Origin of the sequence: Nonlabens dokdonensis DSW-6, assembly GCF_000332115.1 — a bacterium.
Lineage (GTDB): Bacteria > Bacteroidota > Bacteroidia > Flavobacteriales > Flavobacteriaceae > Nonlabens > Nonlabens dokdonensis.
Map to the genome: position 1 here is coordinate 1,700,828 of NC_020156.1, position 23,419 is coordinate 1,724,246.

General features: G+C 36.7%; 21 protein-coding genes. 2 read left to right on the forward strand and 19 right to left on the reverse strand.

Features of this window, described 5'->3' with window-relative positions:
- Positions 1 to 99 precede the first annotated feature (99 nt).
- The 3 genes from DDD_RS07500 to DDD_RS07510 form a co-directional block, all read right to left on the reverse strand.
- Positions 100 to 3,414 (reverse strand): T9SS type B sorting domain-containing protein, encoded by a 3,315-nt coding sequence (locus DDD_RS07500; RefSeq protein ID WP_015362207.1) that lies wholly within the window; start codon positions 3,412 to 3,414, stop codon positions 100 to 102.
- Positions 3,415 to 3,501: 87 nt separating this feature from the next.
- Positions 3,502 to 4,038, reverse strand: a complete 537-nt coding sequence (locus tag DDD_RS07505) for an RNA methyltransferase (protein WP_015362208.1) — start codon at positions 4,036 to 4,038, stop codon at positions 3,502 to 3,504.
- Positions 4,039 to 4,136: 98 nt separating this feature from the next.
- Entirely contained in the window at positions 4,137 to 5,138 is a 1,002-nt protein-coding gene (locus tag DDD_RS07510) for a PorP/SprF family type IX secretion system membrane protein (protein WP_015362209.1), read from the reverse strand.
- Positions 5,139 to 5,476: 338 nt separating this feature from the next.
- Between DDD_RS07510 and DDD_RS07515 the strand changes: the two genes are divergently transcribed.
- Together DDD_RS07515 and DDD_RS07520 are read left to right on the forward strand one after the other, a co-directional pair.
- Positions 5,477 to 6,388 (forward strand): NifU family protein, encoded by a 912-nt coding sequence (locus tag DDD_RS07515; RefSeq protein WP_015362210.1) that lies wholly within the window; start codon positions 5,477 to 5,479, stop codon positions 6,386 to 6,388.
- Positions 6,389 to 6,431: 43 nt separating this feature from the next.
- Positions 6,432 to 6,632 carry a dodecin family protein gene (locus tag DDD_RS07520; protein ID WP_015362211.1) on the forward strand — a complete coding sequence of 67 codons (201 nt, stop codon included), beginning with the start codon at positions 6,432 to 6,434 and terminating at the stop codon, positions 6,630 to 6,632.
- Between the two features lie 105 nt (positions 6,633 to 6,737).
- Here the strand turns inward: DDD_RS07520 and tsaB are convergent, their stop codons facing one another.
- The 16 genes from tsaB to DDD_RS07600 all read right to left on the reverse strand — a co-directional run bounded on the left by tsaB (position 6,738) and on the right by DDD_RS07600 (position 23,201).
- Positions 6,738 to 7,421, reverse strand: a complete 684-nt coding sequence (gene tsaB / locus DDD_RS07525; RefSeq protein ID WP_041567021.1) for a tRNA (adenosine(37)-N6)-threonylcarbamoyltransferase complex dimerization subunit type 1 TsaB — start codon at positions 7,419 to 7,421, stop codon at positions 6,738 to 6,740.
- The gene (locus DDD_RS07530) at positions 7,421 to 8,716 is read right to left on the reverse strand and encodes an efflux RND transporter periplasmic adaptor subunit (RefSeq protein ID WP_015362213.1); all 1,296 of its coding nucleotides are present in this window, start codon (positions 8,714 to 8,716) and stop codon (positions 7,421 to 7,423) included. Before DDD_RS07530 ends, tsaB begins: the two co-directional genes overlap by 1 nt.
- Positions 8,717 to 8,720: 4 nt before the next feature.
- Positions 8,721 to 10,172 carry a TolC family protein gene (locus tag DDD_RS07535; RefSeq protein ID WP_015362214.1) on the reverse strand — a complete coding sequence of 484 codons (1,452 nt, stop codon included), beginning with the start codon at positions 10,170 to 10,172 and terminating at the stop codon, positions 8,721 to 8,723.
- Positions 10,173 to 10,224: 52 nt separating this feature from the next.
- The gene (locus DDD_RS07540; protein WP_015362215.1) at positions 10,225 to 11,400 is read right to left on the reverse strand and encodes an efflux RND transporter periplasmic adaptor subunit; all 1,176 of its coding nucleotides are present in this window, start codon (positions 11,398 to 11,400) and stop codon (positions 10,225 to 10,227) included.
- 21 nt (positions 11,401 to 11,421) lie between these two features.
- Entirely contained in the window at positions 11,422 to 12,681 is a 1,260-nt protein-coding gene (locus DDD_RS07545) for an ABC transporter permease (protein WP_015362216.1), read from the reverse strand.
- A 1-nt stretch (position 12,682) separates the two neighbouring features.
- A complete protein-coding gene (locus DDD_RS07550) occupies positions 12,683 to 13,930 on the reverse strand; it encodes an ABC transporter permease (protein WP_015362217.1) in 1,248 nt (415 codons plus the stop codon).
- The gene (locus DDD_RS07555; protein ID WP_015362218.1) at positions 13,923 to 14,624 is read right to left on the reverse strand and encodes an ABC transporter ATP-binding protein; all 702 of its coding nucleotides are present in this window, start codon (positions 14,622 to 14,624) and stop codon (positions 13,923 to 13,925) included. The genes DDD_RS07550 and DDD_RS07555 overlap by 8 nt, the downstream gene beginning before the upstream one ends.
- A 147-nt stretch (positions 14,625 to 14,771) precedes the next feature.
- Positions 14,772 to 14,999 carry a hypothetical protein gene (locus tag DDD_RS07560; protein WP_015362219.1) on the reverse strand — a complete coding sequence of 76 codons (228 nt, stop codon included), beginning with the start codon at positions 14,997 to 14,999 and terminating at the stop codon, positions 14,772 to 14,774.
- A gap of 9 nt (positions 15,000 to 15,008) precedes the next feature.
- Positions 15,009 to 15,530: a DUF420 domain-containing protein gene (locus DDD_RS07565; protein ID WP_015362220.1), complete on the reverse strand. Its 522-nt coding sequence runs from the start codon at positions 15,528 to 15,530 to the stop codon at positions 15,009 to 15,011.
- Between the two features lie 4 nt (positions 15,531 to 15,534).
- A complete protein-coding gene (locus DDD_RS07570) occupies positions 15,535 to 16,245 on the reverse strand; it encodes an SCO family protein (RefSeq protein WP_015362221.1) in 711 nt (236 codons plus the stop codon).
- Positions 16,238 to 16,936, reverse strand: a complete 699-nt coding sequence (locus DDD_RS07575) for a hypothetical protein (protein ID WP_015362222.1) — start codon at positions 16,934 to 16,936, stop codon at positions 16,238 to 16,240. Before DDD_RS07575 ends, DDD_RS07570 begins: the two co-directional genes overlap by 8 nt.
- 85 nt (positions 16,937 to 17,021) lie before the next feature.
- Positions 17,022 to 17,429: a cytochrome C oxidase subunit IV family protein gene (locus tag DDD_RS07580; RefSeq protein WP_015362223.1), complete on the reverse strand. Its 408-nt coding sequence runs from the start codon at positions 17,427 to 17,429 to the stop codon at positions 17,022 to 17,024.
- Between the two features lie 18 nt (positions 17,430 to 17,447).
- Positions 17,448 to 18,452: a cytochrome c oxidase subunit 3 gene (locus DDD_RS07585; protein ID WP_015362224.1), complete on the reverse strand. Its 1,005-nt coding sequence runs from the start codon at positions 18,450 to 18,452 to the stop codon at positions 17,448 to 17,450.
- 36 nt (positions 18,453 to 18,488) lie between these two features.
- A complete protein-coding gene (locus DDD_RS07590; protein ID WP_041567022.1) occupies positions 18,489 to 19,079 on the reverse strand; it encodes a cytochrome c oxidase subunit 3 in 591 nt (196 codons plus the stop codon).
- A 2-nt stretch (positions 19,080 to 19,081) separates the two neighbouring features.
- Positions 19,082 to 19,975 (reverse strand): heme o synthase, encoded by an 894-nt coding sequence (gene cyoE / locus DDD_RS07595; protein WP_015362226.1) that lies wholly within the window; start codon positions 19,973 to 19,975, stop codon positions 19,082 to 19,084.
- Between the two features lie 184 nt (positions 19,976 to 20,159).
- A complete protein-coding gene (locus DDD_RS07600; protein ID WP_015362227.1) occupies positions 20,160 to 23,201 on the reverse strand; it encodes a leucine--tRNA ligase in 3,042 nt (1,013 codons plus the stop codon).
- Positions 23,202 to 23,419: the final 218 nt, after the last annotated feature.

Consider the following 23,419-nt stretch of genomic DNA (forward strand, 5'->3'; position numbering starts at 1 on the left):
TCTTTTCAATTTTAATAATTTAAATCAAGAGGATTAACTGTGTGGTTTTAGCCTTATCTATTCCGCTTTCGCGAAAGCGAGAACATCATAATTCTAATCTTATCTCTTCAAAGCAAAATGTCCTCCGAAACTTTTAGGAACATTATTTTCAATATACTCCACTTTAAACCAATAGTCAGAAGAAGGTAAAGGCTGTCCATTATAAGTACCATCCCATCCGGCTCCGTTAGGATTTACTTGTTTTAATAATTTTCCAAAACGGTCAAAGATGTAAATAATAGTGCTAGGGTCATTATTGATGCCTATGATGTTCCATGTATCATGGAAGCCATCATTATTCGGAGTGAAAAATAAAGGATATCCTATTACATCTAAAGGTATTTCTACCATTGCGCAGCCTTCAGCATCTTGAATCACTATTATATGTGGTCCAGGAGTGACGTTATCAAAATTGCCGTTAAATTGCCATGGACCGTCGTCTAATCGAAAGATGTACTGATCTGCTGGGCCTTCTGCAAATGCTTCTATTCTATGTCTTTCTTCAAAATATCTCGTGACAACTTCAGCACCAAAACGATCTGGTGGACCCAATTGTCTCACTTCTGTTGTTTGTAAGCTATTACAAGCAGTAGCGGTATTTGTTACCGTTACGGTATACAATCCTACTTCAGTTGCTGTTAAACTAGCATCAGTCTCTCCGTTGATTGCTACTCCATCTAGTTCCCAAGTAAAATCTAAGCCAGCACTGTCAAGTCCGGTATCTAATGTGGGTGGTGAATCGGCAGCAAATAAAACACTACCATCACTGTTTAAGCATAAATAATATAAATCAAAAAGCTGTGGTACGGCAATTTCATTTACTACAAGGTCAAAAGTTGTAGTATCAAAACAGCCTGTACTATTTTCTAGTCTCACGTAAATGGTTTGCGGAGTAGTATTGTTTTCAAAGCTAGTGGTGTTATTAATAGGATTCACACCATTGTCTGCATCTTGCTGTGAATTGTGGTAAGTGACGTTAATTCCTGTTTGTCCGTTTAAAATTACAGCTTCATTATCTGTGAGATCAAAAACTTCTATAAAGTCTCCTGTATTATTTTCGTCACAAACTGTAAGCGCAGGAGCTGTATTTGCAATAGGAGCATCTCTAACTTCAAGCTCAAGGGTTGTTGAATTAGTGCAGCCCGTATTGTTATCCTCAACGACTACAAACACCGTTTGCGGATTTGATGTATTAGTAAATAAGCCATTGATCTCATTTGTTCTTGCCATAGCATCAGCTTGTGAGGAATAGAAGAATGTAGTCACATTAGAAGCGCCGCCAGTGATTTCGTTTCTTCTTGAGTTAAGATCAAAGATTGTGTTTCCATCTAAAACGTTATCATCACATAAGTCGTAAACCATTGGATCATTTATAATGGGAACTTCTTCTACATCGAGTTCAAACACTGCTGAAGAGTTGAAACATCCAGAAATGTTATTTTCTAATCGCACGTAAATACTTTGACTCCTACCTGGAGCGTTTTCATAAGCTGTAGGATTTGCAATAGGAGCAGTGTCTGCATCTGCATCTTCTTGGGATAGATGATAACTAATACTTACATCTGTAAAATCCTGAGCACCTATTATTTGATTTTCAACTAACGTAAGATTAAACGCCTCGACTCCATCTCCAGTATTGTTCTCATCACATAAGGTCAAATCACTTGGGTTTTGCGCGATGTTAGGCTCAACAAAAACAAAAATATTGATACTAGTAGTGTCAAAACATCCAGTATCATTAGTTGCCACTACACGAGCAAAAACAGTTTCTGGTGATGTTGTGTTCGTATATGTTGCTCCCAAAGGATTGGAGTCTGTATCTGCATCATTTTGTGTAGCATAATAGCTTATAGTTACTGTTCCAGGAGTATATCCAGGTGCTACCTGCGTATCAAAATCAGCTAAGGTGACTGCTGTGATTCCATCAGTATCATCATCACAAGCAATCACGTCTTGCACAGGAGCCGCAAAAACGTCATCTACTATTAATTGGAAAGGATAAATTACCACGCAATCAAAAGTATTGTCTTGAACTCTCACATAAAGTGTTTGCGGATTGCTCAGGCCTTGATAATTTGAAGTCGTGGGAACCACGTTATTTTGGTTTTGCGCATCTAATTCATTTTCATAAAAAGATACATTGTACTCGGTCGCATTCAAATCGGCTAACATTACATTTTCAATAATGGTAAGATCAAAAGAGCCAGGACCATTTGGATCGCAAGAAATTGCGTCTGGAGGACTAGCATCTGGTAAATCAACAAACTCAAGATTAACAACAGCATTTGCAACGCATCCTGTAGAAAAGGCAACGTCTACCGCATAAAAACCATTTTCAGTAACATCCAGAATAGGACTAGTTGCTCCAGGTATTACAGTTCCTGAGTTGCCTACTATAATAGAGTCAGACGTTCTCCAAGAATAAGTGAGAGTCGTGCCTGGTAAAGTAGGTAATGTGGCGTCTAATGTATAGGTTTCTCCTGCGCATAATGGATTACCTCTAGAAATAACTCTACTACCGCCCAAGTCAACGGTTATGTCAAAACTTCCTCCTTCTATGAATACCGCAGAGTCGTATTCTGAATCATTGGCGTCGGCGATGACGAGTTTAATATTGTAGCTTCTATTTGGTACAACGGCACTGGATGCAGTTAGCACATCTGTCTGACCATTAAACTGGATGGCACTTGAATTAGCAGCTGCGCCTAAATTAGGATTGCCAAAGATATTGCCACCTAAATTGTATTGTCCAAAAAATGATGGATTAACAGGTGGACAGGCAGCAGGTGGAGGATTACGCACTGTTATTACTTGAACCGGTGTGTTGCTGCCTGGAAGAGTGGCAAGATTTACTATATCACCAGTCACATTATCTGTTAGAATAAATGCAAAAGCGTCTGCAAAAGAGCATTCAAAAAAACCATTGTACTCCTCGCTTGCAAATAAATAGTCAAAAGAAATAAAGTTTCCAACTGGTGTGAAATCAAATGAAATCCATGTAGCATCTACTGAATTTAATGGAGATCCAGCGGCAGCCATAACTATTTCTAAATCTAGGTCGTTGCCAGACAATAGGTTGTCGCTGCTGTCAGCTAGGTTATTAGGGCCACTTGCATTGAGGGCGTTTCCTGTAGACAGGATAATCCCATCTTCTAGAGGAAAGGAAGTCCCATTGCTTTCAAAATAGGCAATACCATTCCTACCTGCACCTATACCAGTGCTTGATGAAATGTTGGAAATGGGTGTGCAGCCACCTTCAAATAAAACACCATCAACCAGCTCATCAACTGTAAATGTAGTATTATCAGTACTAATTTGTGCTGCATTGATTTGCACAAATAGCAGTGCTAAAATGATGAGCAGGTGTTTGTTCATTGGTACATTTTTTATAAAAATAAGCCTTGGAACTGTTATGATTAACTGATTATTCTTTAATTAACAATAATCTAGCAGCAACATCATTTATGAATTAGAGTAGAGTTTATGAAACAAATCATAGATAACTATTCCAGCACAAACGGATATATTTAGACTATGTTTAGTTCCATACTGTTTAAGTTCAACAGTTTCTTTACATGCATTAACCACTTCTTGCTGGACGCCTTTTACCTCATTTCCTAAAACAACAGCTACTTTTTGACCTTTTTGAGGTTTAAAATTGTACAAAGTTTTAGCTTCTTCAGCCTGTTCAATAGCACAGGTAAGGTAGCCATCTTTATGTAGCATTTCAATGACATCCATAGTTTGATCAGTATATTCCCATGCAACGGTTTCTGTCGCTCCTAAAGCCGTTTTTCTAATATCTTTATGAGGTGGCTGGGCAGTAATACCGCACAGATATATTTTTTCTACAAGATAGGCATCTGCGCTTCTAAATACTGAGCCTACATTATTCAAGCTGCGCACGTTGTCCAGCACAATAACGAGAGGTGTTTTGTCACTTTCTTTAAATTCATCACCTGTAAGACGTTCTAATTCTTCATTAAGTAATTTGCGCATGCCTTTGTAATTTGTTTATGAGGTACTCGCTTTCGCGAAAGCGAAACAAAAAAGGACAACTATAAAGCTGCCCTATTTTAAGTAAATAAAAGTAAATATTATAAATTGACAGCAGGACAATTACAACTCCAACGGTCTTTTCTACATAAGAAATCAATACCTAAAGTGATCTGGTGGAAACCACCATTTGCAAAGCGTATATCACCAAACTGATAACTATAATTATAACCGAAGGTAAATTCGTTATACTTAATCCCAAATAACGGAGAAAGTAATGATAAGTTTTGTTCTTGGACGCTATCTCCATCGAGGAACTCAGCTCCATCAAAACTTTGACGATAAGAAAGCCCCATATACAGAACACTGTTGTCGTTGAGGTCGTAGTATGCTTTTGCATTGATATCCATGAATTGCTCTGCCGTACGATCTGTACGCTGATATAATACAGATGGTTCAAACTGCCAGTCGCTATTACGAGGGGCAAATAAGTAACCTAGTGTAGCTACATAACGACGCTGGTTTGTACTTTCAAATCCTTCTGAATAAATCTCGCGGTTTTGAAAGATGGCGTTTTTCACGGTAAAGTGTGCATAAAACTCTTTATAGAAGTAGGACATTCCTATATCTACGTTAAAATAAGAGTCACTTCTTAAAACACCAGTAATAATTGGGTCAAAGTCAGTTAGGTCAAAATCAGATTCATCTAGCCTACTTTGTACCATACCAGCACTAATACCGAAGGAAAGTCTGTTTAAATCTTCAAATCCTCCACCTACTTGAAGGTGATAGGCATAAGATAAGTAAGCACCAGTTTGCGAATGATATCCATTTTTGTCATTAAATAAAATGGCACCTACACCGCTATTTTCTCCTACTCCAGTATTGAAACTTAAGGTTTGTAAATTAGGTGCGTCTTCTTGATCAAACCATTGTTGCCTTACAGTACCTCTTACTTTACCGCAAGCTGCAGCACCTGCCATAGATGGGTGGATCAAATAATAGTTGTCTGTTAAATAATCGATATAAACTGGGACACCTTCTTGTGCGATGGCTAGCTGACCACTAAAAACAACAGCTAGTAAAATGAATAGTTTCTTCATGTTTAGTTTTGTGTAACTTCTTAACGCATTTATAGGTAGAATTGTTTTGTATGGGCTATATGTTTATTAATATTACTATTAGAAATAGTTATAAAAAAAATTAAAGCCACTAGCATCAAATAACCTAGCTTTTGTGCGAAAAGTTTCAAATATATAAATTTTTGTCAGAGTAAATTGATTAATACGAATTATGTTAGATCGCAATTGCAATTTATTTACATTAATCGACCGAATACTGTTATAATCGATTTTAGTTGAGATTAGATTGTTATTATCAATGGAATTAATAGGAGTCGTTCATCATTTCAAGACTTATCTTTGTATTTCATTTATGTATTATGAAAAAGCACGAGATAACAATTATACCTACTAGTAATGAGGCGATCATTAAATTTGAGAGCAATCATTTTCTTGTAAAAAATCACAGTTACGAATTTAAAAATATTGATGAGGCAAAACCATCGCCTCTTGCTCAACAATTATTTTATTTACCTTTTGTAAAAACAGTTTATATAGCTCAAAATTTTATTGCAATCGAGAGGTACGATATTGTAGCATGGGATGATGTAAAAAGTGAAGTTGCAGATCAAATTTCAGAATACTTAAACAGTGGAGAGGTGCTTATTAAATCTGAAGAAGAGAAAAAGAAAGTACCGGTAACGGTATATGCTGAGGCAACACCTAATCCAAACGCTATGAAATTTGTTGCTAACAAAAAACTGACAGTAAATAGCAAGGAATTTAAAAGCATTAATGACACTGAGACAGATACGTTGCCTAGAGCGCTGTATAGTTTCCCTTTTATAAAGGAAATTTATGTTGATGAAAATTATATTTCTATTCAAAAACATGATGTGGTTTCTTGGGATGAGGTAACTCATGAAGTACGTTCTTTTATTAGAGAGTCACTAGAAAGCGGTAAAAGCATAGGAGAGACTAAACATGAAAGCGCAGCCATCGTTAAAGAAAAAGGAGAAACTGTGGACTTACCTAAGTTTGAGAATCTAGACGATGTTTCAAAGAAGATTGTCGAAATTCTCGATGAATATATCAAACCAGCTGTTGCAAGTGATGGAGGTAATATCGTTTTTGAAGGATATGAAGAAAGCAATGGAGAAGTACGCGTTATTCTTCAAGGTGCTTGTAGTGGTTGCCCTTCTTCTACCATGACCTTGAGAAATGGAATTGAAACGATGTTAAAGGACATGATACCAGGTAAGATTGATCGAGTAGTTGCCCTTAATGGATAAAATCCGTATCTTTTAAAATTGGTAATCACAAAAAGCACATGATATGGCAGTTTTAAAAGTAATCGAAATTTTAGCAAACAGCGAAAAGAGCTGGGAAGAAGCAACAAATAAGGCTGTAGAGCACGCCTCAAAAAGTGTCAAAAACATCAGATCTGTTTACGTAAATGAGCAAAGTGCTCAAGTAAAGGACGGCAAAGTTTCTGAGTATAGAGTTAATGTAAAGATCACTTTTGAAGTGAAATAATTTTATTATTAGTCATCAATTATTAGGCTATAAACAAGTTGTTTTATAACGATAAGAGATTGATAATTAAAAACCTTTAATAAATTTACGGAGCACGATTGAAATTTATCCTGTCCTAAATTCTTTTAGATAAAAAGGTTCAAAATAAGCGACATCAACAGTGTCGTTTTTTTTGTATTTATTCATAGCAAGATCACACATTGTTAGAGCTGTAGGATTTGTGCTCGAGTAAGTGTGTTTTTCTTCTAAAATAAGTTCCTTGAATTTTTCTACTCCTGTTCCTATGAAGGTGATGTTTCCGCTTTCGCGAAAGCGGGCAAAACTATTCTCATCTAGCACAACTGCGGCTGGTGGTTCTATTTGCTCCTTTCTATCAAAAATTGCCGCATATACTTCCATTCTACGGGCATCTAACATAGGAATTGAGATGTTTTCTTTGATTGTATTTTGTCTGCTTAAAGAAGCTAACGTACTAACAGCAATCATCGGTATGTCTAGCGCGTAGCATAAACCTTTTACTGCTGCTACACCTATTCTTAAACCGGTATAAGAACCTGGTCCTTCACTCACCGCAACGGCATCTAAATCTTTTTCTGAAAAGTTATTGCGAGTTAGAATCTCTTTTACGTAAATATGTAAGCGCTCTCCATGACTATAACCATCACTATTATCCTCTAATAGATCAAGGCAGTTCTCTATTTCCAAATCGTTTTTAAAATGACCTTTCTCACTAGCAAGCGCTACGGAGCAATTTGTAGAAGTCGTCTCTACGCATAAAATTAGCGACATTATTCTTCTTCTTTTACTTCTTCTGAGGAATTTGAAGCGTCTTTTTTATCATCTTTAGAAGTCACCGCTTTACCTGACCTTAGGGTTTTAGTGACTGTTCTATAAGGTCCAGTAATCACTTTGTCTCCTTTTTTAAGCCCAGATAAAATAACGATATTCTTATCATCTTGTATTCCAGTTGTGACTACTTGAAGTTTTGCTTTACCATTCTTTTCTAGATAAACACATTCAAACTTTTCATCGCTTGATGTAGTTTTGTCCCTCAAGGATTTTGTAGCAGTCTCTACGGTGTCGTTTTTTACAACAATAGAGCTAATAGGTACAGCGATAGCATCATTTTTTTCTCTAGTAATAATGTCTACGGTAGCTGTCATTCCTGGTTTGAATGGACTATAGTTTTCACTTTTTCCTTCCACTAATTCTTTATAACTGTCAGGTAGTATTCTCACTTTTACTTTGAAGTTGGTTACTTGATCAGCACTTAAGGTACCAGTTGCAGTGTTTGCAATTTCAGTAACTTCTCCTTCAAATTGTCTTTTCAAATAAGCATCTACTTCTACAATTGCTTTATCGCCTAATTCTATCTTTACGATGTCATTTTCATTAACATCTACTTCTACTTCCATTTGAGATAAATCAGCAACACGCAGTAGTTCTGTTCCTGCCATTTGTTGTGTACCTACCACTCGTTCTCCTAATTCAACAGCAAGTAAAGAGATCGTTCCAGTCATGGGAGCAAAAATACTTGTGCGCCCTAAATTATCAGTCGCCTCATTTACTGTTGCACCAGCACTTTGTACAGAAAAGTATGCAGAACGTTCTGCTGCTTTTGCTCTTTCATAAGCTGCAGTAGTCGTGTCAAACTCTGCTCTGGAGATAACTCCTTTTTCAAATAATGTTGCAGCACGTTGATAGTTTGCCTTTGCTTCTACTAAACTAGCCTTTGCTTGTTCAAATCCAGCTTTAGTATTTGCTAGTCCTGCTCGAGATCTACTCACACTAGATTGTAGCAAATCTGGGTTGATTCTAGCGAGAAGCTCTCCTTTTTGTACTGCTTGACCTTCTCTTATAGGTAATTCAATAATCTCACCAGGAACTTCTGGAGAGATGCTCACTTCAATTTCAGGCTTAATTTTACCAGTAGCACTTACAGTTTCAGTAACGTCCATAGCAACCACTTCCATGATTTCTACAGTGATCCCTTTTTCTCCTTGACCAGCAAACATTTTATAACCTACGAAGGCTAGAACTGCTACAACAAGAAGAATAACTATAATTAGTATTGCTTTTTTCATGGTATTAAAGTTTTAAGTCTTTTGGATCGATACCAAAAAATAATTCAAGAACCTTAAGTCTAAATATGTAATCGTATTTAGCTTGATTAAGGGAAATCTTGGTATTGTCATATCTCAATTTACTCTGACTAAAATCAAATGCGTTTGTTAACCCCACATTGTATCTTTCTCTAGCATATTCATAAGCTAATTCTTGAGACTCAAGTGATGTTTTTGCGGCTTCATAAGATTTATGTGCTCCTTGAACATCTACATAGGCTTGATAAACAGTGCTTTCAAGATCGAGCTGTGCTTGTTTGAGCTGCAGCTCACTTCTTTCTAGATTTATCTCATTACGTTGCACGTTACTACGAGCGCTGAAACCATTAAAAATAGGAATGTTAAGTTGGAATCCATAGCCTATACCATCGTTAGTATATAATTGCTCTATGAAAGGACTTGCACCTACGATAAAACTTTCTGTATTCGGCACTTCGCTAACGACAGCTTGTCCTGTATTTTCAACGGTTCCTATTTGTCTTGTAATTGTAGGGTTATTGGGATCAGCAATACGCTGTCCAAATGAAGTAGCATCAGTATATCTAGTATCGTAACCGAAAAACGCACTTAAAGTAGGGTAGTAAGCTCCTTTTGCAATTTGTAAATCTTTTCTAGCAAGCTCCACGTTTTGCTCTGCAATTTTAACTTCTGATCTATTTTCTTCAGCAGAGTTGATGATACTCGTAACAGGTTGGTCTGAAATACCAGAGTCTATAATTTCAAAATCATCTTCGGCAATATCAAAAGTGGCGTAATCATCAATTAAGAGTAGTTGTGCAAGGCTTACCTTACTAATAGTTACAGCATTTTGGGCTATAATAATTTGTTGCTGTTCACCAGCATCAGTTGCTTTAATTTCTAGTAAATCGCCTTTAGGCAATTGACCTGCATCCACAAGAGTTTGTGTTTGTTCTACTTGTTCTTTGGTGACAAGGTTTTGAGCGATTAAAGTCTCTAAGTTTGCTTTATTATTAAGAATTTGAAGGTAATTGTTTGCTACTGCTAGTGCAATATCATCCTTCATTTTATCTAATCTATACTGGTTAGCGATTTGAGAGATTTCAGCACGTTGTAATTGTCTAAAATTTCTTAGTCCATTGAAAACAGTATACCCAACGTTAATTCTTCCTGTTGCAGACAGGAAAGTTGTTGTTTGTGCATTGTTAGTTACTGGATTAAAACTAAGACCTGTATTTTCAGATAAACTTGTACTTGCCGATAAGCTAGGTAATAAATTTCCTATGGCACTTAACCTGTCTGCATCTACTGCTTTGAGGTCTAGCTCGCTTTGTTGTATGGAAATGTTGTTATCTAGTGCGTATTGTACACATTCTTGTAATGTCCATTGTTTTTGTGTTTGCGCTTTCGCGAAAGCGAAACTAAATAGAGCGATACTGCAAATTATTAACTTCTTCATAATGTGATAATGTCTATATGTAGATTTAAAATGTGATTTGTTACAAAAAAAATTAACCGCCGTAACCACCACGTCCTGTTGGCGCCTTTAAAGCGTTCCAAACCTTAATATTATCACCTTCAGAAACTCCTGAAATTACTTCCACATTGATTCCATTGCTTAATCCTAGCTCTACATCTCTGCGTTCAAATTGTTGATCTCCTGTAGCAACTTCCACAAAAGGCTTTTTAGTTTCAGGATCGTATTGAACAAGGGCTTCTTTGATGCTTAAAACGTTATCTCTACGATCTAAAATAATACTTGCATTTGCGCTTAATCCTGCGCGTATGAAGGTCGAGTCTTTTGCAGTTTCTTTTAATGTTCCTTTAATAGCAAACTGGATGGCTCCATTTTCTGCAATACCTTTAGGAGCTACGTAATCTAAGATGGCATCAAACTTTTTGTTGTCAAATGCTCCTACGGTAATTTCTAAGTCAAGTCCTTCTTTAATTTTACCTACCTCGCTTTCATCTACTTTTCCTTCAAAGATCATTTTTTTAATATCAGCAATCACGGCAATGGAAGTACCTTCATTGAAGTTATTTGCTTCTATCACTTGGTTTCCTTCTTTTACAGGTACGTCTAAAATCATACCTGCTACAGTAGATCTAATGGCCGTTTGAGCATATTTACCTAGCGCTCCAGATGTTGTTCCCGTGCGTAATATGTCATAATTCTGTTGTGCACCACGCAAGTTTACTTGCTCTTGTTTATAACGTTGCAACGCGTTATTGTATGCGTTTTGGGCAAGATCAAATTCATTTGCAGCAACGACACCTTTTTCAAAAAGGGATTTTTGTCTATCGTAAATAATTTGCTGATTATCTAGAGCTAATTTTGCAGTTTGTACAGAATTACGAGCTTGATCGATGCTGTTTTTTGCATTTGTAAGAGAACTTACATTAGGCACTACTTTGATTTCAGCAATTAAATCTCCAGCTTCTACAAAATCTCCAGCCACTACATGCACTTTATCAATCACACCAGAAATGTTAGGTTTGATGTTTACTTCTTCTTTTGGAACGATGCTTCCTGTAGCGACGGTTTCCTTGATTATGGTTTCCTTTGTAGGTTGCTCGGTAGTATAGGTAATAGGGTCTTGTTGATCCTTTTGCCAGATGTAATAAATTCCTGCTGCGGCTAGCAATACAATTACTAATAATGTAATTACGGTTCCTGTACGTTTCATTATGGTTTCTTAGTTGTTATTTTATTCTGTTCTTAATGCGTCTACTGGTTTCATAGTGGTAGCGCGTGATGCAGGAATAAATCCTGCTAGTAATCCTGAGATAGTTAGTATGATGAGCGCAATGATCACTACAGTGATGTTAACTGATGGGTTTGCAAAATTCTCTACAGTACCACTTTGATCTAATAAATAATTCATTACCCAAATTAATCCTGATGCAAAAGCAATTCCTGCTAAACCAGAAATCATGGTTAATACAATAGATTCTTGAAGAATTTGTGCTTTGATATTCCAAGGTGTTGCTCCGAGTGCGCGACGAACACCTATTTCATTTGTGCGTTCTTTTACGACTATAAGCATGATGTTGCTTATTCCTATTCCTCCAGAAAGTAATACTAATGCACCTACTACATATCCTACTAGTGATAACACATCAAAAAGACCTGTAAAACGAGCAAACATTTCTGCTCTATCAAAATTACCTATCGCACGTGTATCTTCAGGGTGAACGCCTCTTTGATCACGCATGATAGCCAATACTTGTTCTTTGATACTAGTTATTGAAACTTCATCTACTGCTGTAATCGCCATCCATCCTACATCATCAGCCGTGTTAAATGCTTTACCAAATGTGGTAAATGGAATAAAAATTGTATTTGCCTCTTCTTCGCTGTCACCTTGGGTATTAGGATTTTCAAACACACCTACTACTTTAAAGTTAACACCTTGTAATTTAATATATGTTCCTATAGGTTCTTCTCCTATATCGTACAATGCTTTTACAACATCAGTACCTATTACAGCACTTTTCATTTCTTTTTGGATATCAGAATAGTTGATCCATCTTCCTTTAACAATATCCATGTATTGCTGGTTGATATATTCTGGATAGTCGCCGTTCACTTGAAAAGCGCCAGTTTTTTCATTACGAGTAACATTATTAGCTCCTCGATAGCCTCCTAATTGTAATCTAGGAGAGACATATTTAAGTTCAGGTAATTTTTGTTTGAGAACTTCTACATCTGCTAGTTTGAATTGAACCCTACGGCCTTTATTCATTCCTTTATAAGCCATTGAGGTACTTTGGCCCCACATGAACATAGAATTTGTTGCGCTGTTAGCAAAATTTGCTGTAGCTCCATTTCTAAGCCCGTTAGTTAAAGCAAGTAAAGCAACTAAAATAAAGATGCCCCAAAAAACTCCAAACGCGGTAAGAATTGTTCTCAATTTATTTGAATTGAGCGCTTCTAAAATTTCATTCCATCGATCTCTACTAAACATATTATTCGTCTCTTAAGGCTTCTATAGGTTTAATATTTGCAGCTCTTCTAGCCGGTATAAATCCAGCAAGTGCTCCGGATACTACTAGAATTACAACCGTAGTGATTGATGTAGCAAAATCTACTGTAGGGTCTTTTATAAAATCCATTTCCATTGACGGACCTATTAACTCTAAAATTCCCACTCCTAAAAAGAGTCCTACAAATCCAGCTATTGCTGTTATAAAAATAGACTCTTGTAAGACCATCCATATGATCTCGCTTGGTAGGGCTCCGAGAGCTTTTCTTATTCCTATTTCTTTAGTACGTTCTTTAACTACTATAAGCATAATATTTCCTACACCTACAACACCAGCAATTATGGTTCCTATTCCTATAAACCAAAACACTGCTCTGATAGTGTCTATCAAACTATAGATCTTTTGAGCTTCTTCAAGTGTATCGTCCACTCTTATTGCAACTCTGTCGTCTGGCGCAACACTAAATTTTGATCTTAAATCTTGATCAATAGCTTGACTCATTGCAGCACTTAATGCAACAGCTTCATCAAAATTATCGCTCATTTTAACGGTATAAGCAATGCGGTCAATATTCTCACCAGCATTAAAAACCTTTTGGGCTGTTGTAACAGGTATAAATAATCGGGATTCTTCTCTAGAGCCGCCAGGATCGGTATAAACTCCTACGACTATAAAATTTATGTTGTTATTTAATAGTATGGTTTTTCCTATCGGATTAGTATTAGGAAAAAGATCTTCTTTCATTTGATAACCTATCACACCTACTTTACGAGACTCATCAATATCTGACTGCGATATAAATCTACCTTGTGATAAAGTTGCATTTTCAATCCATTGTTGGTCTGCAAAAACACCTTCTATACGATAGCTACCTTGCTTTTCTTTATAATTTACTTGTCCACCCCAAGATCTATATAGACTTGTTTTAAACTCAATTTGATCCTCGTATTTATTATTTAGGTTTTCATAATCCTTATTGGTCAATTGTAATCTTCGTCCAGGATTGAGACCTTTATAGCCTTTGGTTGTAGTTCTAGTGTTTATACTTATCCGGTTTGTCGCATCTTGTTCAAATTGAGAGCGAACTCCATTTTCAATTCCTGAGGAAAAGCCTAGCAGAATAACAAGAATAAGAATACCAGAAGCTACAGATAAACTGGTAAGAAAGGTGCGTAGCTTGTTCTTTTTAATAGTATCAAATATCTCCTGCCATCGTTCAATATTAAACATGAGCTTTTGCTTTTACTTGATTTACTAATCTGTCATCAATAATACGCCCGTCCTTTAGATTAACGATACGTTTAGTCATTTCGGCAATATCGGGCTCGTGTGTAACAACTAAGATAGTCCTTCCTTCTTCATTGATTCCTTGTATTAAATCCATGACTTCATAAGAAGTTTTTGTGTCTAAAGCTCCTGTAGGTTCATCAGCAAGAAGAACTTTTGGGTCACTTGCTAAGGCTCTTGCAATAGCTACACGTTGTTTTTGTCCACCAGAAAGCTGATTTGGTAAATGATTTGCCCAGTCTGCAAGTCCTACTTTCTCTAGATAGTGCATCGCTTTTTCATCACGCTCTTTACGACCTACTTTTTGATAGTATAGTGGTAAGGCTACGTTATCAATAGCATTCTTGTAATTGATAAGATTGAAAGATTGAAAGATAAAACCTAAAAACTTGTTGCGATACTGTGCCGCTATTTTCTCATTTAGATTTTTAATAGGAGTATTGTCTAGAGTATAAGAACCACTGTCGGCCTCATCTAGCATTCCTAAAATATTAAGTAATGTGGATTTTCCAGATCCAGAAGAACCCATAATGGATACCAATTCACCTTCTTTTACAGAAAAGTCAATACCTTTTAAAACATGTAAAGAGGTATTTCCTGTAATATAGGATTTGTGTAAATCAGTTATTTCTATCATGGTTAGTGCTTATAAAGTACGTAGGAACGAGTCTATTTTAACTAGACTGTAAATTTCTGCACTTGTTACACTAATTGTAATAATTATATGTTAATTGATGCTCAACCGATGTTTTAATCGACAAATAGTTGGAGGCTTAATGTTTTTTTAACTTTCTACCTCGTCTGATTTCTTTTGAGTATTTCTATAAATCATGTAAATAATCGCCCCTACTAGAATGTAAGGAAATGCCATGAGGTAAGTAATACCATTATTGAGTCCTTGAGCAGCTGCGGTATCTCCAGAGCTTTCAATTACGGCGCGGCACATGGCGCATTGCGCTTTCGCGAAAGCGGGAACACTAAAAACAATTAATACTATAAGGAGCTTTTTCATAAGGGTAAGTTAGTAGTAAGGTTGCATAAAAACATACACTAAAACTCCAGTAACGGCAATATACATCCAGATAGGGAACGTCCATCCAGCAATTTTTTTGTGTTTTTCAAATTTTTTATTCCATGCAAAATACATGGTATACAACACAAGCGGTAAAATGATGCCTGAAAGCACGATGTGACTTACTAAAATAAATAGATATAAATATCTCAAGGGAGCATCTGCTGGATAAGCAACTGGTTCGTTACTGATTTTTGAAATTACATAACTCACTAAAAATACAGCACTCAATACAAATGCGGTAGTCATTACCCATCTATGCGCGGTACGATTTTGCTTTTTTATAAGTATAAATCCTGTTGCAAGTAAAACCGCAGTCATACCATTAAGAACAGCATGAAATAATGGTAATAAACCAGCATCGATACCTAAGAAGTTATAGCGTTCGGGCATTAACATGAGTAATACCACAACTAAAGGCACTAAAATGGAAATTGTAATAATTATTGCAGGTCCTCTTTTTTCTAACATTTTTTTACTTATTTAATAAAGTTTCAGCATCTTCAATGATTTCTTGAATTTGGGCAGGAATATCGTTTTCCTGTACACCATTGTAATGATAAATCCAGTTTTCATTTTCCTCATCGATTTTTACTTTACGAGATCTTATAAAACCATTTCTATCTACAAGAGCAAAATTACCGCTGTGCTCAAATCTTATGTCTTCATTAGCACTCTCAGCAACGTATGCATTAAAACCTTCTCTACTGAGCTTATAAGTTGCCTCTTGATCTCCAGTTAGAAACAACCAGTTCTCGTTTGCGTTATATTTTTTTGCATATTCTTTTAAAACCTCTGGTGTATCATTATCCGGATCTATAGTTATAGATACGGTCCGAAAGTCTTTATAGTTTTCTAATTCTTTATTTATTTTAGACATATTCATACTCATAGGAGTGCAAATAGTAGGGCAAGTCGTGAAGAAAAAATCGATGACGTAAACTTTGCCTAATAAATCTTGATTTGTAATAGTGTCACCATCTTGATTTACAAATTGAAAATCTGGTACTTTATTGAATTTCTTTAAAAACTTGTCTGCTACAGGAATGCGATCTTCTGACCTGTTACTGTCTACAACTTTATCTTTATTGATATAATGAACCACATTTGTTACGGCAAAATAACCAAATATTATTATGATTATAGCTAGTCCTATATAGTATGGAGTATCCTTTTTCTTACTCATCTCTTTGTATTTTTTCGTCTCTGTTTTTCTTGAATGCAAACCTATATTCAGCAAGTAGAACTCTCATGTCGTCCATCATTCTTTTATTCAAATTTGCAATTAAATAGGTGTCATAACCATATACCATTCCTAGTTCTTCATCATCTGTACGACCGCGTAGGGAACGTTTTTTATCTATGATAAAAGCATGCTCCGAAGAAAGGTCTTTATTAAGACTTAAGTTAGATTGAAAGGAACTAAAAAGGTTCTGAATTGCTTCATCAGTACCTACTATAAAATGCCAATCGGACAAGTCGGTAGTTTCAGCCATTTGAGCTTTAATTTCTTCTATATCTTTTATTCCATTAGAAGGAAGGACGCTGATCATTTGATACCCATCAAATTCATGAAAATCTTTATAAATCTTTTCATTAACATTAGATACATAGCCTAACCTCGTATAAGGCTCATTTCCTAAAAAGGTAATTATGGAAACACTGTCTTGCAACTGGATGTGGTCTCCGTCAAGTGTTTCAAATTGATCTAGTTCCAATACTTGTTCTGTAACTACAGGAAGGGTTTTGAAGTGGTGTTCTCCATTTAAAAAAAACAAATAAGTAAGTAGAGGCAAGGCAAACAAAATTAGTAGCACGCTTATAATCGCTACTCTACTTGTTTGTTTTATTCCTTCAGCTTTAGGGAAATCGGACATAATTTAAATTTTGAACAAATTTGAAAATTGGGTACAAAAAAGGACGGAATAAAACCGCCCTTTATATTTTATTACCTAGTCGTCATTAGAAGTCTCTACTTACAGCGGCACTTTTGTAAACTTCATAGATATAATCTCCTTCTACTAATAGAATTGCGATTAAATATATGATCAAGAAAACTGCCGTCCATACTACAGCTCTTCTCAATCCACTTATTTCGTCACGCATGTGCATGAAGTCCCAAGTGATATAGTAAGCCTTAACTATAGTTAAAATGATAAATATCCAGTTTAAGAACTTTAATTTTAAAAAGGTACCATTTAAGAAATCTGGTTTGATGTATCCTAAAGCTACCTCAACAATAGTAATAATAGAAAGGAAAATCAAAACACCCCAAATTTTTTGAGTATTTGATTTGAACTTTACTAGACCTCTAAAGATCTCTAATTTATGTTCTGCGTGTCCGTCTGAATGTGCTGCGTGATCTGCCATTATAATATCTTAAATAATTTATACGAGGTAGAAGAATGTAAATACAAATACCCAAACTAAATCTACAAAGTGCCAGTAGAGTCCTACTTTTTCTACCATCTCATAACTACCTCTTCTTTCATACGTTCCTAAAAGAACATTGAAGAAAATAATCATGTTAAAGATAACACCAGAGAATACGTGAAAACCGTGAAAACCAGTAATGAAAAAGAAGAAGTCTGCAAAAAGCGGTGCTCCATATTCATTTTCGGTAAGGTTTGCACCTTCTACCACGCCTACGGCATCTTTATTCAACTTAGCTAAAGCGTCGGCTCTAGAAAGCACTAACTTCTCACTAGCGCCAGTTTCTTCATTTAAAACTAACTGTTGTGTTCTAATTGTAATATCAGGATTTGCCTCAAAGCCTTGCATCACTTCTTGAAGCGTATAGGTAGCACCGTAATCACCAGAAGTTTGGAACCAGATTCCTTCACTATTTCCATAAGGGGCCAACTCACGTGGGCCTACCGTAGCAAACTCATCTAATGCAACTCGCTCACTATGATCGTTTACGTTTACAAATTGTAATATTTTACCACCTTTAGTTTTTACAGCTCCATATTCACCAGCGATGAAGTTTTTCCATTCCCAAGCTTGTGACCCAACGAATATCAAACCACCTATTACAGTAAGTAAGAGGTAAAAAGAAACTTTTTTCTTATCCATGTGGTGACCTGCATCTACTGCAAGTACCATTGTTACAGAAGAACCGATCAAAATAAAAGTCATCAATGCTACATAAAACATAGGAGCATCAGTCCCGTGTAAAAATGGGAAGTGATTAAAAACTTCATCGGCGATAGGCCATTCCTCAATAAATTTAAATCTCGAGAAACCGTAGGCTGCAAGAAATCCTGTAAAAGTAAGTGCATCCGACAGGATGAAAAACCACATCATTAGTTTTCCATAGCTGGCATTAAGAGGCTTTGTGCCTCCACCCCATTTTTGTCCTTCGGTACCAGTAGTAGCTACTGTTGTATCCATAACATTAGATTAGTTGTAAGTTGCTGCAAAAATAGGTTAAAAAATATCTTTAGCAAAAACTAAAAACAGAAGAAGAAAAATCCATAACACATCTACAAAGTGCCAGAAAATTGCTCCTAATTCAAAACCTAACATTTCTTCCTTAGAATATTTTTTGGTAACAGCCTTAAATGTAATGACTGTCAGTGATATAAGTCCTGCTACAATGTGAGCAAGGTGTGCCATTACAATGATGTAAATAAAAGAACCAGCTACACTACTTCCTTTACCGGTAAAGAAAATTCCAGCGTCAGTTAAAGAACCAAAACCATAAAACTGCATCACAACAAAGGTAGTTCCTAATAAAAATGTGATTCCTGTCATCAAAGAAGCTCCAGAAAGGTTGTTACTTTTCAAGCTTTTTTTAGCAAGAAATAGAGTCAGCGAGCTCAGTAAAATAACACCTGTACTATAAAAAAATTCTGATGGAAGTTCCACCTCTACCCAGTCTCTACGGCTGCTACTTATAATATAGGCGCTAGTTAAACCAGCAAACATCATCAACAAACTCATGATAGCAAACCACATCATCTGTTTTTTTGATCTTGCGACTTTCTCCTTTATAGGTAATTGCGTTATATCTGTCATTATTATCTTAAAAATTTATCTACTACATATATAATCTGGATAAGAGTGATGTAACTCACACTCACCAACATTAATTTTTTTGCTACCTCGTTGCTACGTTCTTTATATAATTTGAAAGCGTAGTATAAAAACCAAGCGCCCAACGCTCCTACAATAACAGCGCTCCATACGGTCATATAAAGTTCGCCAGTCACTCCAAAAACAGGAATCAATGAAACCATAACTGTCCAGATCGTGTACAATATGATTTGCATTGCAGTTCCTTTATCTGCAGCGCCAGTGGGCAACATTTTAAAACCACCTGCTTTGTAGTCGTTCTCTAACATCCATCCTATCGCCCAGAAATGTGGAAATTGCCAGAAAAACTGCAACATAAACAAAGTACCTGGTTCAATCCCAAAATTACCACTCGCAGCTACCCAACCTAACATATAAGGAATCGCACCTGGAAAAGCGCCTACAAAGACACAAAGCGGTGTTCTAGTTTTTAAAGGCGTGTAAACCGCGGCATAAAGCACAATACTCAACGCCCCAAAAAAAGCTGTGGCAAAATTGATCAAATACAGCATGTAAATACCACTCAAAGCCATGATCAAGCCGTAAATCCATGCATTTTGTACAGAAACACGTCCAGTAGGTAAAGGCCTGTTTTGGGTACGTTTCATCAACGCATCCAGATCTTTCTCTATAATTTGATTAAAAACATTAGAAGATCCTACTAGAAAATAACCACCTACTACTAAAAGCAGTATGGTCCAAGGATCGTAAGTGTTAGCTGCAAGAAAATAACCAGCAATAGACGAAAACACTACTACTACCGATAGTCTCGGTTTAGTAATCTCGATGTAATTTTTAATTACGCTAGGAGATTTTTCTATGGCAGTCGTCTCACTCAAAAAAGCTGTTTTTTAAAGGTTTGCAAAGATACCTCACAACTCCTTTGCCGCAAAGGTTTTGTATAGCTTTCAGACTATTTTATGATTATGAAGAATTGTGTCTGTTCCGCTTTCGCGAAAGCGAGACCACGAAAAAAAAGAGAACCTCAAAAGGCTCTCTTTTTATTATAATTCTACAGTTTATTTATCCCACTACAAAATTCACAATCTTACCAGGTACAATAATCGTCTTGCGGATTTGCTTTCCTTCTAGCTGTTGCTGTACTTTCTCGTTATCCAAAACCATTTTCTCCAACTCGTTTTTTGAAATGTCTACCGGTAAATCCAGTGTAAATTTCATTTTACCGTTAAACGAAATAGGATAGGTCTTGCTGCTTTCTACCAAATGCTTTTCATCAAATACTGGGAAAGGCGCGTCACTTATTGACTCGTTATGACCCAATAGCGACCATAACTCCTCAGCGATGTGTGGTGCGTATGGTGATACTAGAACAGCAAGTGGTTCTAACACCGCACGACTGTTACATTTTTGAGTTGTCAACTCATTTACAGCAATCATGAAACTACTTACACTGGTATTAAATGAGAAGTTCTCGATATCATCTTGCACTTTTTTAATCGTCTTGTGCAAGGTTTTCATACTGTCAGGTGATGCTTTCTCATCGCTAACCGCAAATCCATTCTCATCATGATACAGTTTCCACAGCTTTTTCATAAAACCATAAACTCCAGTAATTCCAGCAGTATTCCATGGTTTTGCTTGCTCTAGCGGACCTAAAAACATCTCGTACAATCGCAAAGTATCTGCTCCATACTGATCACAAATATCGTCTGGATTTACGACGTTGTACTTGGACTTAGACATTTTTTCTGGTTCATGAGATGTGTCAAAATCATTATCTAGGTTTCGAATTTCCAAATACGTTTTAGTCAAATCTTTAACGTCTTGAACCCTATCTTCAATTATACAAGCGTTTTTAACTTTATCAATAGGAATATGAACTCTTCTTGTGGAAAAGGTTAGATTATAACCTGGTAATCCTTTTGGAATTTGACTTCTAATTTGTTCATCAAAATGTCTAAATTTTCTCTTGTCAAGATCGCAAAGCGTGTTAAAATTCCGTTCAAAAATTACCTTATCAGCCCATATTGAATCTTTAAATAAATTATAATGTTTGATGTAAAATTCTCCCATAGAATGAGAAACTAATGCTTCAAACTCATAAGAACCTTCTCTTGTATTAGGGGAATATATTATATCAATAGACATAGAATAAGCAAAAGCACTCTCCCCCAAAATCATACCTTGATTAATCATCTTTTGGAAGGGCTCTTTTACAGTGACTTTACCTAAATCGTGTAATAACTTCACCCAAAACCTACTGTACAACAAGTGACCTGTCGCGTGCTCGCTTCCACCTATATATAGATCTACATTATTCCAGTATTCTTGTGCTGCTGCCGAAAACATCTCGTCTTCATTATTAGCATCCATATACCTAAACATATACCAAGAACTACCTGCCCAACCTGGCATGGTGTTTAATTCTAATGGGAATACACAATCACGTTCGTCCTCATTAGAAACTACTTTATTTTCTTGCGTACACCAGCTCCAAGTTGTGGCACGACCTAATGGTGGTGCACCATCTTCTGTAGGTAAATATTCATCTACCTCTGGCAACTCGATAGGCAAGTGCTTGCGGTCTATCATTTGTGGCAATCCGTCCTTATAATATACCGGGAAAGGCTCACCCCAATAACGCTGTCTAGAAAATACTGCATCACGCAATCGGTAATTGGTTTTTCCTTTTCCTGCGCCTACTGCTTCTAATTTCTCAATCGCTGCTGCCATCGCACCAGTTTGATAGCTCATTCCGTTTAAGAAATCACTGTTACAAAGTGGTGTTTTATCTTTTGCGACATAAGCTTCTGCGCTGATATCTACACCTTCAAAAATATTCTTGATTTCAGGCATTCCTTCCTGATCAGCAAAAAAGTTGGCAAAGGCATGATCGCGCTCATCACCGCATGGTACTGCCATCACCGCTCCAGTTCCATAACCTGCCAATACATAATCACCTATCCAAACCGGCACAGGCTCACCACTTAATGGATGCGTAGCATAAGCACCAGTAAAGACACCAGAAATGGTCTTCACATCTGCCATGCGTTCTCTTTCTGATCGGGCAGCTGTTGCTTTTTTGTAGGCTTCTACGGCTTCTTTTTGCTCAGGAGTTGTTATTTGATCCACCAGTTCATGTTCTGGTGCCAGTGTCATGAAGGTGACTCCGTAGATGGTATCTGGTCGTGTGGTAAAAACTGGAATTCTGAATTCTGAATTCTGAATTCTGAATTCGACAAGTGCACCTACCGATTTCCCGATCCAGTTGCGTTGTATTTCTTTGATCGATTCTGACCAATCTAAACCATCTAAATCGTTCAATAAACGCTCTGCAAATGCACTGATTCTCATCATCCACTGGCGCATTTTCTTGCGCACTACAGGATGTCCACCACGTTCTGAAACACCGTTTACGATCTCATCATTTGCCAATACGGTTCCTAGTGCTGGACACCAGTTCACTTCTGTATCTGCTAGAAAAGTTAAGCGATAATCTAATAAAATTTCTTGTTGCTCTTTATCTGTAAACGCATTCCATTCTGCGGCTGTAAATTGTCTTAAATCTTCGTCTGTAGCAGCGTTGATGGTGGATGTTCCGCTTTCGCGAAAGCGAGATTCCAACAAACTTATAGGTTGTGCTTTGTCGGCATCTTTATCATACCAACTTTCAAAAAGCATGATAAAAATCTCTTGCGTGTATTTATAATAATCTGGTGAGGAAGTGCGCACCTCGCGATCCCAATCAAAACTAAAACCGATGCGGTCCATTTGTTCACGGTAACGAGCGATATTCTCTTTAGTAGTGATCGCAGGATGCTGTCCAGTCTGAATAGCATATTGCTCTGCAGGCAACCCAAAACTATCGTAACCCATGGGATGCAAGACGTTGTGACCGGTGTGGCGCTTGTAACGAGATACAATATCACTAGCGATATAACCTAACGGATGCCCAACGTGTAGCCCAGCACCACTAGGATATGGGAACATATCGAGTGCATAAAACTTAGGCTTATCAGAATTATTTACCGCTTTAAAGGTTTTGTTTTCTGCCCAATGTTTTTGCCATTTAGCTTCTATTTCTTTGTGATCGTAGAGTAACATAGTTTCTTCTTGTAATATGGCGCAAAAATACTAAAGCGTAGGGGAAATGTGGTCTTAAATAAATGAAGAGATGGGAAATAGGTTTTTGGTATTTAAATAAAATTGTATCAATCACTCCTAATAGCATCCCAACTAATGCTGCGAGGCCAATCTGTCTTATGCATTCCTCTCTCTGAAATAGCTCGTTGGATGCAAGTCTTAGGCAAGGAGTTCTCACT